This window comes from Methylobacterium sp. CM6257, from assembly GCF_054611515.1.
Genome location: NZ_CM137735.1, coordinates 2250701 through 2263137 on the forward strand (window position 1 = coordinate 2250701; position 12437 = coordinate 2263137).

A 12437-nucleotide genomic window follows, 5' to 3' on the forward strand; every position below is an offset into this window, starting at 1 on the left:
GGCCCCGCGGGCTCACTCCGCTGCGTCCGATTGGCGGAACCCCTCGATCCCAACCTGATCGGGATTGATCGCGTGGAGCGCCCGCCGGGCCGCCTCCAGCGGATGCTCGGCCTCGATCCGGACCGCGGTGAGATCCGGACTCTTGTAGACCGTGACGATGGTGTCCATCACCTCGGTCAGCGTCGTGCGCTTGTCCTCGGGCGCCGCGATCAGCAGCTGCAGCCCCCAGGCCCGGTAGAGATCGACCAACGCCTGGCTGTTGCGCACGTCGAGCTTCGAGAACGCCTCGTCGAGGAGACACAGGCCCAAGCCCGGATTCTCATCCCCCGGCCGGTCGCCAGGATAATACGCGCTCGCGAGCGAGGCCGCGATGGCCACGTAGAACGGCGCCTGCGCCTCGCCGCCCGAGCCGCGGAGCGCCCGGGCCGACATGGTCGTGCGGTTGCCCGCCCGGTCCCGCATGCCGATCTCGTACACGAAGTAGTTGCGGTAATCGGCGAGCCGCGCGGCGTCGTCCTCGCCGGCGATCAGGGCGGTGATCTCCGCCAGAGCCGCCGCCATCGGCCCCTCGGCCTCGCCCGCGAGCAGCGCCTGCGCGGCCTCCGGCGAGCGGGCGGTCTCGGTGGCCAGCGCATGGACCGCGGCGTAGCGTCGGTCCACCGCCGCCTCGAACGCGTAGGTCTGTCCCGTGAAGCTGCGCGCCGAGAGCCGCTCGTTGAGGGCCTCGAGCCGGGCATGGACCCGCTCGAACCGGTCGGCGAGGCGGGTCAGCAGGTCCTCGGTCATGAGGCGGCGCATCTCGGTCTCGGCCCGCTCGGCCTGGGCGCGGTAGCGCCGCAGCTCGTGGCCCTCCACGGCCTCGTATTCCCGCCGGACCCAGGCGAACCCGTCGATCGCGGGGGCATCCCCGGAATTGAGCGGATTCTCGACCCGCCAGGCGGCACAGGCCTCCGCCAGTTCCCGCTCGGCGATCCGCCCGTGCGAGCGGGCCGCCTCGGCGGCCTCCCGGGCGAGGCTGCGCTCGGCGGTCACCCGCGAGCCGGCGGCCTTGGCATCCAGGCCCGCGAGCGCGCGCCGCGCCTCGGCGACCGCCCCGAGATCGAACGGCTCGGAGAGGGCGAGCCGCACCCGGGCGGCGTCGCCGCCGGTCAGCTGCCGGAGGGCCGCGCGCCGCGCCGCCAGGGCCGCGCGGGCGGCCTCGCGCACCGGGCCGAGCCGGGCGCGCAATGCCGCCTCGTCGGCGAGGAGGCGATCGAGCTTCGGCTCCAGCTCCTCCGACAACTCGCGCAGATAGCCGGCGCGCTCCGTCGTCAGCGCGGCGATCTCGGCGGTCAGCCCGGCGGAGTCGCGCTTCTCGATGCCCTCGCGCTCGGTCTGGAGGGTCCGCCGCCGCCCGTCCAGGCCGTCCAGCTCGGCCCGCAGCGCATCCACGTCGTCGAGGCCGCGGGCGATGCGGGCGCGGATCGCGGCAGCGGTGCGGGCAGCCTCGCGCAGCACCGCAGCTTCACCGCGCAAGCGGCGCGCCTCCGCCACCGCGGCCTCGTGGGCACGGCGGCTGTCGGCGGTGGGACCGCGATGGCCGCGGGTCATCAGCAGGTCGACGCTGCGGGTCACCGAATAGGCCATGCCGGCGGTGGTCCGCCCGCTCGGCGCCACCGCGCGGGCGAGGCGGGCGAGCTCTGCATCGTCCCGGGCGAGGTCGTAGCCGCCGAGTCGCACGCCGAGGAACGCCTCCGCGTGCGGATCGCTGGTCTCGATCACCGTGAGCGGCCCGTCGTCGTAGCGGCGCGCCCGCTGCTTGGCGGTGTCGGTGGTCTTGACCAGGATGCAGCGGTGGAACCGGTCGCGGCCGGATTGGAGAACGCCGAGCGCCTCGTTCAGCCGGTCCGGCGCCACCACCAGGGCCTCGCGGGCGCGCCCGAGCAGGCCTTCGAGCGCCGGGCCCCAGGTCGGATCCACGATCTCGGCCAGCTCGCAGATCGGCACGGCCGTGATGCCGCGGCGCTCCAGCTCACCCCGGAACGCCACCGTGTCGGAGGAGAGGCGCGCCGCCGGGCCGGTGCCGGTGCGCGGGGCGGTGCGCTCGGCCTCGCTCTCCTGGGCACGGGCCTTGAGCGCCGCGTCCTCGGCGGCCCGCTCCAGAGCCTCGTCGAAGTCGGGCAGCCGCGCCAGCCCGTCGACCAGCTCGGCCAGCGGACCGTCAGGGCGCAGGATCTCCTCGGGCGAGGATTCCCGGCGCAGGCCGGCCCGGGCGCAAGCTTCGGCGAGGCGCGCGGCTTGCGGGCAGGTCTGGCGCAGGATCGGGGCGACCGGCTGGAGCTTGCCCATCTGCGCGACGACGCCGACGAGGTCGGCAATCCGACCCGCAAGCTCCTTGCGGTCCCGCTCCAGCATGGAGAGGCCGAGCGTCGAGGCGGCGAGCCGCCCTTCCGCCGCACTCGCCGCGGCGAGCGCCTTCTTCTCGGCGATCTCGCCATCGATCTCCCGCACGTAGCCGCGACTCGCGGCGACGCGCTCGCGGGCGATGCGCAGCGTATCGGCTCCCTCGCGCAGGCGCGTGCGGACGGCGATGAGGTCGAGGCTGCGGCGGCGCAGCTCCGCTGAGGCCGCGCGCAATTCGTGGTTCGCGGAGTCGCGGACCGCCTCGCTCCAGGCGTCGTAACGGTCGCGCAGGCGCCGGAGCCGTCCGAGGCGGCTCTCCAGCTCGGCGATGGTGTCCAAGAGGCGGCGCCAGTTGGCGATGGAGTGGCGCACCCGCTCGACATCCAGGGGCTCGGGATCGAGTACGAAGGCGCGCACGAAGGCGCTGGTGTCGAAGATCGGCTTGAATGCCACCGCGTTGGCGAAGCTGCGCAGGAAGTGCCGCGGCTCCGGCGCGGGCGCACCCTCGCGCAGGGTGGCCAGAACGTCCGCCGTGAACCGCTCGCCGGAGGTCCGGTACTCGGTGAAGCTCGACGCCCGGCTGCGCAGATCCGCCGCGATCTCGCTCCACGGGGCCGTGAAGCTGCCCCCCGGGGCGGTGCGGGCGTAGTCGGCGATCTCGAACCGGTGGCCGACCGCGATGAAGCGCGATAGCACCGTCTCCTTCGGCTCCACGGCACGCGCCGCCAGCGCCAGCCCAACCGTGACCACGCGCCCCGAGTCGGGGTTCTCGAAGACGAGGGCCAGCACGGTCTCGCAGGATTCCCGCGTCGGCCGTCCGCCCTCTGCGGGGTCGCTGATCCAGCCCAGGCAGTAGTCGCGCACGGTTCGGGCGCTGCGCCCGGAAGCCGAGGCGTTGAGCGCGAGGCGGCTGGCGTTGTTGCCGGCCAGCACCGTCCCGACCGCGTCGAAGATCGTGGACTTGCCGGCCCCGGTCGGCCCGACCAGGGCGGCCGCGCCCCGCAGCCGGATCTGCTCGCGCCGGATCAGATACCAGTTCGAGATGGCGATGTCGGTGAGGACGTACACGAGATCGAGGCGCCGGACCGTTGGCAAGGGAATGTCCGGCCCAGTTGGCCGGACTCGGCCGCACATGCAAGCCAGCGCCGGAACCCGCGGCGGATCGGTCCCTCTGACACCTACAGCTTGTCAATGGCGCGACCACATGCATCCTGGCTAGGATTGCGAGATATAACGAATCGATGCGTGCCAGTCTCAAGATTAAACTAAGTACAGTTTTCATGTTTATGTTTGTTGTCGCCATCATCCAGGGCGCGACGACCATCAGTCGAATGATATTTGTCGACAACAATCTGACAGAACTGCTCGATCGAGCCGTTCCATCCTTGAACGCGGCACAAGCGATCGACGCTCTGCTCGTCAAGGCGCGGATTCTCCAGGTGCGCTTTGCCACGGCGGACACCGATTCCGAACGCGACCAGAGCTGGAAGGAGGTGAATGCGCTGCTCAGGGATCGCGACGCGAAGGTCGAGGCCTACCGCGCCCGGATCGCTTCACCGGACGAGCAGGCGCTCTTCGAGACCCTGGACGCCAAGCTCAAGGTCCAGCACTACGATTGGGAGCGGCTGAGCGGCCTGGGGCTCAGTCAACGCGAGATGGCGATGTCCTACTATCGCGGCGCCATGAGCGGCCATTATCGGGAGGCCTCCGAAGCTGCCCGGGCTCTCGTCGACCTGCATGTCAGGGCCGTGGAAGCCGCCGGTCGGTCCGCCCAGGATAGCCGGGCAAGCGCCGTTTCCTGGACCGTGGCCATCCTCGCCGTCGCGCTCGGCGCCACGCTCTACGCGCTGCTCGGAGTGTCGCGGCCGATCACCGTCATGGCCGACGCCATGCGCCGGCTCGCCGGAGGCGATGCGGAGGCAGACGTGCCCTACGGGGAGCGGCAGGACGAGATCGGCGCTATGTCGGCGGCCGTGCAGATCTTCAGGCAGAACCTGCTGCACGCCCGCACCCTGGAAGCCGAGACGGCCCGCGCCCGAGCCGGGGCCGAGCTGCAGCGGCGGCGCACGACCGACGAACTCGCAGAGCGATTCGAGAGCACCATCGGCGGCATCGTCGGATCGGTCACGGCCGCGGCGACGCAGTTGCAGACCACGGCACAGGCCCTGACCGCGACGGCGACCCGGACCGCCGACCGCTCCGACGGCGCGACCACAGCGGCCGAGGAAGCCTCGATGAACGTGAACACGGTGGCGATCGCGGCCGAGGAACTCGGATCCTCGGTCGGCGAGATCGGCCGTCAGGTGGTCTCGGCGGCGGATCTCGCCCAAGTCGCCGTCCGCGAAGCCGGTGTGACCGCGGATCTGGTGCAGGAGCTGAGCGCCGGGGCGCGGCGGATCGGGGATGTCGTGGCCGTGATCTCCGCCATCGCCAGCCAGACCAACCTTCTGGCGCTCAACGCCACGATCGAGGCGGCCCGGGCTGGGGCGGCTGGCCGCGGCTTCGCGGTCGTCGCCGCCGAGGTGAAGGCGCTGGCCGAGCAGACCGCCCGAGCGACCGCGGACATCGCAGCTCAGATCGCACAGATCCAGGGCTCGACCGGAACCAGCATTCGGGCGATTGACGGCATCGCCGCGCGGATCCGGGAGATCGACGGCAGGGTGGCCTCCATCGCGACGGCGGTGGAGCAGCAGCGGGCGGCCACACAGGAGATTGTCCGCAACGTCGCCCAGGCGGCAGATGGGACCGGAGCCGTAACCTTCAACATCGCGGACGTCGCCGGCGCGGCCGAGGAGACCGGAGCGGCGGCCCGGCAGGTACTCGCTTCGGCATCGGAGATGGCGCGCCACGCAGCCGATCTCGGGACCGAGGTGGAGCGCTTCCTCACGACAGTCCGGGCGGCCTGACCGGATCCCCGCCGACCCATCAGCCCTCCGCGGCCTCGGTCCAAACGCGCAGACGCTCGAGCCAGGCATCGGATGCCAGCACCGCCAGTCCCGGCAGAAGCGAGAGGGGGGTCACCCGCTCGATCCGGTCGCGCTCGCCGAGTCGCACGCCACCGCGTCGCGCGTAGAGCCGCAGGATGTCTGCGAGCCGCCCCTCCTCGGGAGGTTCGTTGCGGGCCACCGTCCGGATCTTCTCGACGATCTCGTCGGTGGTGCACTCGACGATCCCGTCCGTGCCGACGCGATGGTCACGCAGCCCTTCCTCATAGAGGAGCCGGAGCGCCAGCAGCACCAGTGTCTCGTCCTTGCGCAGGCGCTCCGAGGCGATGTCGTGACGTGGCGCGTCCGCGGCCGGGCTCAGCGAGACCATCTGGTCACGATGCGAGACCGTGAGGGTGTAGCCCAGGCAGGCGAAGTAGTCGGTGAAGAACGGCGCGTAGTGCCGGGCGAGTTCGTACGAGCGGCCGATGCCCGGAGTGTCGGCATAGATCACTTGGCCCTTCAGCATCACCTGCAGGGCGCGGCAGAGCTCCTCGGCGTCCGGCGCGCGCGTGCCGGGGGGCGGCGGCTCGTCGCCGTCGATGATCGCGCGAAATCCCTCAAGCACCGGGGCACCGCTCCAGAACGAAATCCGGGCAGTCCAGCCAGCCATTGGCCAGGCGCTCGGGCAGCCGCGTCAGGGCGTAGCGGCTGCCGAGCTGCGCCTCGAACAGTACGTCGATCTCGCGCAAGCGCTGAAACACCACGAAGTCGTCGACCCCCGTGATCGTGATCTGCGAGCCGCGCAGGAAGCGCCTCTTGCCGAGCCGCGCCTCCACGAAGGTCGTCATGCTCTCGGGCGTCACGGTGGTGCGCCGGCGGAACTCCGCCTTGGCGGCCGCGAAGGCGTCCACCACGGGATCGTAATCCACGTCGGGCAGGGGCTCCATGTCGATGGGCGCTTTGCGCGCCCGCGGTGTCTGGAGATGGGCGTGTCCGATGGGCGGCCGGAGCAGGGAGACGTCGGGGGGCACCTCGGGCGCCACCTCGGCCGTGCCGATGGCGCGCAACATCGCGGCGGCGCGCTCGACCCCGCTCGGATCCGGGCGGTCCATGACGTGCAAGGCCGCGCTGATCCGGCGCTCCAGGCGCGCCACCACGGCGTCGACGGCGTCGAGGTGATTGTCGAGCCCTTCGAAGACCGACAGAATCTGGGCGAGATCCGCCCGGACCGCCCGCTGGGCGGTGTCGAGATCGGCGCTGCGCCCCTCGCGGATCAGGCCCTCGGCCAGCGCCCGCACGGTGAGCGCGTCCCGCAGGGCCCGGCCGGCCTCGCGCACCACGCTGGCGCGGAAGCGGAACGGGTTGAAGCGCGTGTGCAGCGTCCGGTAGTCGCTGATCAGGTGGCGCTCGACGAAATCCTCGAAGAACAGCCGGAAGGTCTGGGCGCGGTCGGGCTCGCGCAGGATCCGCTCCTCGACCTTGCGCATGCCGGCGGCGAGCCCGCGCACGTGCGACAGGAAGGCGGCGGCGGCCCGGGCGGCGTTGGACAGGGCCTCCGAGCGGTTCGCCGGATCCGACAGGGCGCTCTCCAGCCCGCCCAGAACCTCCAGCACAGCGCCACCATAGGAGCGGGTCTCGCCCCGTTCGAGGCGCGACAGCTCCTCCAGGAGGAGACGCGCCTCGGGGTCGAACTCCACCACCGGCACGTAGCGCTCGCGGCGCTCGATCAGCCAGCCGGTCTCGAGGAGGCGCCGGTAGAGCGCCGCGCGGCGCTCGGCCGGATCGGCGGAGATCGGCTCATCGCCGCTGACCTCCGGGTCGCTCCAGCCGGCGGCGAAATCGCCGATCTCGGCCAGCAGCTCGGCCTTGCGCACCGGCTCGGCCCCGAGGACGCGCCGGTGCAGGTGCAGGAGCAGGGCCGCGTTGAAGCCGCGGCTGGGCGAAGCCAGCGGCTTGAACAGCTCGTCGGGCAGCTGCGCGAACAGCATGGGTCCTGGGAATCTCGCCGCCGCGCAGCCGGGTCTTACTTCGCGCCGAGGAGCTCGACGTCGAAGATAAGGGTGGCGTTCGGCGGGATCACGCCGCCGGCGCCGCGGGCGCCGTAGCCGAGCTGCGGCGGGATGATCAAGGTGCGCTTGCCGCCGGTCTTCATGGTGGCGACGCCCTCGTCCCAACCCTTGATGACCTGACCGGCACCGAGCGGGAAGGTGAAGGGCTGGTTGCGATCGCGCGAGGAGTCGAACTTCTTGCCCTTCTTCCCGCCCTCGTCGAGCCAGCCAGTGTACTGGACGGTGACCTGCTGGCCGGCCTTCGGCTCAGGTCCGGTCCCGACGACCTCGTCCTGGTACTTCAGGCCGGAGGGCAGGGTGACGGTCTCGGCATTGGCGGCAGTGCTCATGGCGATCAACGCGGCTCCGGCGATGAGGGACAGGCGAGGCATGGTTTCTCCCTGAAACCGGCGCCGTACGCGCCGGCCGTCGTGGGCCTTCTACCGACTTGAAGCAGTCGAAGCCAGGGAGGCGCGCGGCCGATCCGCGTTCCCGACCGGACCGTTGATCGCGCCGAGGGCGTCCCTTGCACGCGATGGAAGGTGCAGGCCGATGCGGTGACCTGTCCGGCGTCGGTCGTTCAGGCGGCCCGCACACGGTCGAGGAAGCAGCAGACCTCGGCGGCGAGATGCTCGGACTGGCGCGACAGCTCGAGGGTGGCGTTCAGGACTTGGCTCGCCGCCACCCCGGTCGCCTGCGAAGTCTCGGCGGCCCTGGCGATGTTGCTGGTCACGGCGCCGGTGCCCTGCGCGGCCTCGGCGACGTTGCGCACGATCTCCTGGGTCGCCGCCCCCTGCTGCTCCACCGCTGCCGCGATCGAGATCGCGACGCCGTCGATCTCCCGAATCCGGGCGGTCATCGCGCCGATCGCCGACACGGCTTGGCCCGTCGAGGCCTGAACCCGCGCGATCTGGCCTGAGATCTCGTCGGTGGCCCGGGCTGTCTGCTCGGCGAGCGCCTTCACCTCGGAGGCCACCACCGCGAAGCCGCGGCCAGCCTCCCCGGCCCGGGCGGCCTCGATAGTGGCGTTGAGCGCCAGCAGATTGGTCTGGCTCGCGATCGAGGCGATCAGCCCGGCGACGTCGCCGATACGGGCGACCGTCGTGCTCAGCTCGTGCACCAGCGCAGCCGCCTGATCCGCCTCGCCGGCGGCGACCCTGGCGAGTTCGGCCGAGCCGTCGACCTGCCGGCCGATCTCCTGCACGGAGGAGCCCAGTTCCTCAGCCGCCGCCGCCACGGCGGTGGACTGGCTGACCGTCTCTGCGGCGGTGGTGCTCATGGTCTGGGCACTGGCCTGCAGGTCGGTGGCCGAAGCCGAAACCTGCTCGACGAGGCCGCCGACCGCGGCCTCGAAGCGCCCGGCCAGCTCGTGCATGCCGGCCCGGCGCTGCGCCTCAGCGGTCTGCCGCGCCGCCTCCGCCTCGGCCTCCAGCTGCCGGGTGCGGATCAGGTTGTCCTTGAACACGTCGACGGCCCGCGCCATCGCGCCGACCTCGTCGTCCCGGTCCCGGGCCGGCACCTCCAGATATGTGTCTCCCGCGGCCAGCCTCTGCATCGTCGCGGTCATCAGCCCGATCGGCCGCAGCACCCCACGGAACAGGACAGCCAGGCCGATGGCGACCAGCAGCAGGGTCGCGAGCAGGGCGGCGGCGGCTCGCGCCAGGGCACCACGGGCATCGGCGTGCAGGGTCTCCGCACGCGCGACCATTTCGTCGAGGCAGACGAAGGCGAGCTCCACGAGGGTGAACTGCTCGGGCGTATCGAGTTTCCGCGCCTGCTGGAGCGTCAGGCCCGGCGGCTCGCCGCGGCTGAGCGCATTCGCCACGGCCAGCCGCCGGGCCAGGGGCGCGCCCTCGAAGTTGTTGGCAGAGGCTCTTTGGAAGGCCGCCCGCACCGTCTCGGAGACATCGGCCGCCGCCTCCGCGGCCGCCTTCCAGGCCGCGTCGAGGCGCCCCCGCTCCTCCGCGGCGGCTACGGTCTCGGCCAGGGACCAGGCTGTGCCGGCCGCCAGGGATGTCTGCACCCGCAGGGCGACGGCTCCGTTCGCCATGCGGGCCGACCATGCCGCACGTTTGAGAGCCAGATCACGCCGGATGCTCGGGTCGGCCAGGGGAATGGTGGCATCCACGGCGTCGCTCGTCGCAATGAGGGAGTCCAGCATCTCGAGGAATGCGGCCTGCGCCTCGGCCGTGACGGTAGCCTCGCGCTGCTTCCTGGACAGTCGCAGGGCCGCATCGACGCGGGGCCGAAGGCGGTCGATCCTCTCGCGGGCGGCCTGAAGCCGGCCGAGGGTTCGCTTTACGGCGGACGCGGACAAGCCATCCAGCAGAAACCGCGCCTCCGCGAAGCCGGCGATCGCCCGCTGCCGGTCGCCGTAGAGCGACGACAGGGCTTCCGGATCGACGGGCTCGTCTGCGGCGAGGGACTGAAGGGTCGCCCCCCGCTCGAGGCGCGTCATGTAGAGGGTCTGGAGCAGGGCGCGGCTCGCCCGAACCACGGCAATCACGGCTTCCGACTGGGTGGCCTGCCGCCGCGCCTCAAGGACGGCGTTCGTCGCGAAGCTGAGCATGATGGCGCCCATGACGAGGAGCACGAGGGACATCGTCGTTCGGATCCTCGGGTGCCTTGCGCGGAACATCCCCCACCTCCAGCCGCCCAGTGCGCCGAGCACACCGCGCAGTTATAGCAAGACATTCCATCCAGATGGACCCGCGATCCGGACAATTCTCTCACGACAGCGGAAACGATATCAGAATATATCTAAAAATATCGATGAGAATTTTACTTTGATTATGATGTATAAAATAGCCGATAAGGCAATTTATCGCGGCTTACGGCTCGACAGAACGCAAATCGGCAAGCCTGATCTTGTAGCGCCGCCGCACGAAAACGGCCTGCTTATCGACAGCAGAACACGGCGTTGCGCGGCTTGCCCATTCGACGGGGTTCGGCGGGACGGCCTCCGGATCGGGGCACCCCACAAGCCCCACGCGCCTCCGGCGAGCCCCTGGGCGAATCGACCGATCGTGGGCGCTGGGCCGTCCAGCCGGCGTCAGCCGTCCAGCATGCCGGCCAGATGGGCCACCAGCCGGCGGGCGACCTCGTCCTTGCCGAGGCGCGGCCAGGATTCAACGGCGCCGTCGCGGCGGATCAGGTGGACGGCGTTCTCGGCGCCGCCCATGACGCCGCCCTCGGCCGACACGTCGTTGGCCACGATCAGGTCGCAGCCCTTGCGGGCGATCTTGGCGCGGGCGTGATCGACCACCGCATCGGTCTCCGCGGCGAAGCCGACCACCAGGGGCGGACGTCCCGACCGCAACCGCGCGATGGTCGCGAGGATGTCCGGGTTCTCGACCAAGGGCAGCGGCGCGGGGCGGGTGCCATCCTTCTTGATCTTCTTCGCGCCGGCCTCGTGCTCCGGGCGCCAATCAGCCACCGCGGCGGCGAAAACCGCGATGTCGGCCGGCAGCGCCGCCTGGACGGCGTCCAGCATCGCCCGGGCGGTCTCGACCCGGACCACGGCAACGCCCGGCGGATCGGGGATCGTCACCGGCCCGGAGATCAGCGTGACCGTGGCGCCGGCCTGCGCGGCGGCGGCCGCGATGGCGTGGCCCTGGCGGCCCGACGAACGGTTGGCGATGTAGCGGACCGGATCAATCGGTTCGTGGGTGGGTCCGGAGGTGACGAGCACGCGCCGACCGGCGAGGGGGCGCTGCGTTTGCGCGACGCCCAGCATGCACGCCAGCGCGTCGGCGATCTCGTTGGGCTCGGCCATGCGACCGGGGCCGCTTTCCGGCTCGGCCATGCGGCCGGCATTCGGGCCGACGACGCGCACGCCGTCGGCTTCCAAAGTCGCGAGGTTGCGGCGGGTGGCCGGATGCGCCCACATCTGCACGTTCATGGCCGGCGCGATCAGGATCGGCAGGGCGGTGGCGAGCAGGATCGTGGTTGCGAGATCGGCGGCGTGGCCGCCGGCCATACGGGCCATGAGGTGGGCAGTGGCGGGCGCCACCACCACGGCGTCGGCCTGCCGGGCGAGCTTGATGTGGCCGATCTCGGCCTCGGAGGCCCGGTCGAACAGGTCGGTATGCGCCCGCTCCCCGGCAAGCGCCGCCGCGGCGAGCGGGGTGACGAATTCCTGCGCTCCTGCGGTCAGCACCGGGCAGACGCTGGCGCCCCGCTCGCGCAGGCGCCGGATCAAGTCGAGCGCCTTATAGGCCGCGATGCCCCCGCCGATGACGAGGAGGACGCGGCGATGGGCGAGGGTCTCGGTCATGCCGGAAACCCTCTGCGCGCCCGCGCACGCGCGTCAAGCGGAAGTCAGGCCGCAGCCGGGACGGTCGGCGCCTTCAGGCCGCCGAACCGGCGCTCGCGGCGGGCGAACTCGGCCATCGCCTCGGCGAGATCCCCGGGGCCGAAATCGGGCCACATCCGCTCGGTGAAGTGCAGCTCAGCGTAGGCCGCCTCCCACAGCATGAAGTCCGAGAGCCGCTGCTCGCCACCGGTGCGGATCAGCAAATCCACGTCGACGGGCGACCCGTGCGTCGGGCCGGCCACCAGCGCGCCGAAGCTCTCGCGCGAAACCTCGTCGCCGTCCTGAAGACGCCGGGCCGCCGCAATGATTGCGTCGCGCGCCGAGTAATCGACGCAGATCCGCAGGTGCAGGCGGGTGCCGGCCGCGGTGGCGGCCTCCGCGGCCGCGATCGCCTCGGGGATGCCGTCGGGCAGCCGGTCGCGCCGTCCCACGACGCTGAGCCGCGTGCCGGTGCGGGCGAGCCGCTGGGTCTCGTTGCGCAGGTAGGAGCGCAGGAGGCGCATCAGGCCGCCGACCTCCTCGGCCGGTCGCTGCCAGTTGTCGGCCGAGAAGGCGTAGAGCGTCAGCGTGCCGATCCCGAGATCCGGGCAGGCCTCGGCGGTGCGCCGGATCGCCTCCACGCCGCGGTGGTGGCCCGCGAGGCGCGGAAGACCGCGCTGCGTCGCCCAGCGCCCGTTGCCGTCCATGATGATCGCGGCGTGCAGGACCCTCGGCGCCGCTTCGCTTTGCATCGTAAAGTCTCCCGGCATGGGCGTATCGCTAAGG

General features: G+C 71.6%; 8 protein-coding genes. 1 reads left to right on the forward strand and 7 read right to left on the reverse strand.

Translation table 11 applies throughout. The annotated features are described in order from the left end of the window. Positions 1 to 12: 12 nt before the first annotated feature. Positions 13 to 3450 carry an SbcC/MukB-like Walker B domain-containing protein gene (locus ACYCO6_RS11135; protein ID WP_459773526.1) on the reverse strand — a complete coding sequence of 1146 codons (3438 nt, stop codon included), beginning with the start codon at positions 3448 to 3450 and terminating at the stop codon, positions 13 to 15. A gap of 173 nt (positions 3451 to 3623) precedes the next feature. Between ACYCO6_RS11135 and ACYCO6_RS11140 the strand changes: the two genes are divergently transcribed. Next, positions 3624 to 5288 carry a methyl-accepting chemotaxis protein gene (locus tag ACYCO6_RS11140; protein WP_459771831.1) on the forward strand — a complete coding sequence of 555 codons (1665 nt, stop codon included), beginning with the start codon at positions 3624 to 3626 and terminating at the stop codon, positions 5286 to 5288. A gap of 19 nt (positions 5289 to 5307) precedes the next feature. Here ACYCO6_RS11140 and ACYCO6_RS11145 read toward each other — a convergent pair whose 3' ends face one another. The 6 genes from ACYCO6_RS11145 to ACYCO6_RS11170 form a co-directional block, all read right to left on the reverse strand. After that, positions 5308 to 5934 carry a DUF4194 domain-containing protein gene (locus ACYCO6_RS11145; RefSeq protein ID WP_459771832.1) on the reverse strand — a complete coding sequence of 209 codons (627 nt, stop codon included), beginning with the start codon at positions 5932 to 5934 and terminating at the stop codon, positions 5308 to 5310. Next, a complete protein-coding gene (locus ACYCO6_RS11150) occupies positions 5927 to 7297 on the reverse strand; it encodes a Wadjet anti-phage system protein JetA family protein (protein WP_459771833.1) in 1371 nt (456 codons plus the stop codon). The genes ACYCO6_RS11145 and ACYCO6_RS11150 overlap by 8 nt, the downstream gene beginning before the upstream one ends. Before the next feature lie 35 nt (positions 7298 to 7332). Next, positions 7333 to 7749 (reverse strand): FKBP-type peptidyl-prolyl cis-trans isomerase, encoded by a 417-nt coding sequence (locus tag ACYCO6_RS11155; protein WP_459771834.1) that lies wholly within the window; start codon positions 7747 to 7749, stop codon positions 7333 to 7335. A gap of 188 nt (positions 7750 to 7937) precedes the next feature. Next, entirely contained in the window at positions 7938 to 9959 is a 2022-nt protein-coding gene (locus tag ACYCO6_RS11160; RefSeq protein WP_459771835.1) for a methyl-accepting chemotaxis protein, read from the reverse strand. Between the two features lie 450 nt (positions 9960 to 10409). Next, positions 10410 to 11633, reverse strand: a complete 1224-nt coding sequence (coaBC, locus tag ACYCO6_RS11165) for a bifunctional phosphopantothenoylcysteine decarboxylase/phosphopantothenate--cysteine ligase CoaBC (protein ID WP_459771836.1) — start codon at positions 11631 to 11633, stop codon at positions 10410 to 10412. Between the two features lie 44 nt (positions 11634 to 11677). Next, positions 11678 to 12403: a di-trans,poly-cis-decaprenylcistransferase gene (locus tag ACYCO6_RS11170; RefSeq protein ID WP_459771837.1), complete on the reverse strand. Its 726-nt coding sequence runs from the start codon at positions 12401 to 12403 to the stop codon at positions 11678 to 11680. Positions 12404 to 12437 lie beyond the last annotated feature (34 nt).

Excerpts from the sequence above, each read along its gene's own strand:
- ACYCO6_RS11160 (WP_459771835.1), bottom strand. The coding sequence starts at position 9,959 with ATGTCCCTCGTGCTCCTCGTCATGGGCGCCATCATGCTCAGCTTCGCG.
- ACYCO6_RS11170 (WP_459771837.1), bottom strand. The coding sequence starts at position 12,403 with ATGCAAAGCGAAGCGGCGCCGAGGGTCCTGCACGCCGCGATCATCATG.
- ACYCO6_RS11150 (WP_459771833.1), bottom strand. The coding sequence starts at position 7,297 with ATGCTGTTCGCGCAGCTGCCCGACGAGCTGTTCAAGCCGCTGGCTTCG.
- coaBC (WP_459771836.1), bottom strand. The coding sequence starts at position 11,633 with ATGACCGAGACCCTCGCCCATCGCCGCGTCCTCCTCGTCATCGGCGGG.
- ACYCO6_RS11155 (WP_459771834.1), bottom strand. The coding sequence starts at position 7,749 with ATGCCTCGCCTGTCCCTCATCGCCGGAGCCGCGTTGATCGCCATGAGC.
- ACYCO6_RS11140 (WP_459771831.1), top strand. The coding sequence starts at position 3,624 with ATGCGTGCCAGTCTCAAGATTAAACTAAGTACAGTTTTCATGTTTATG.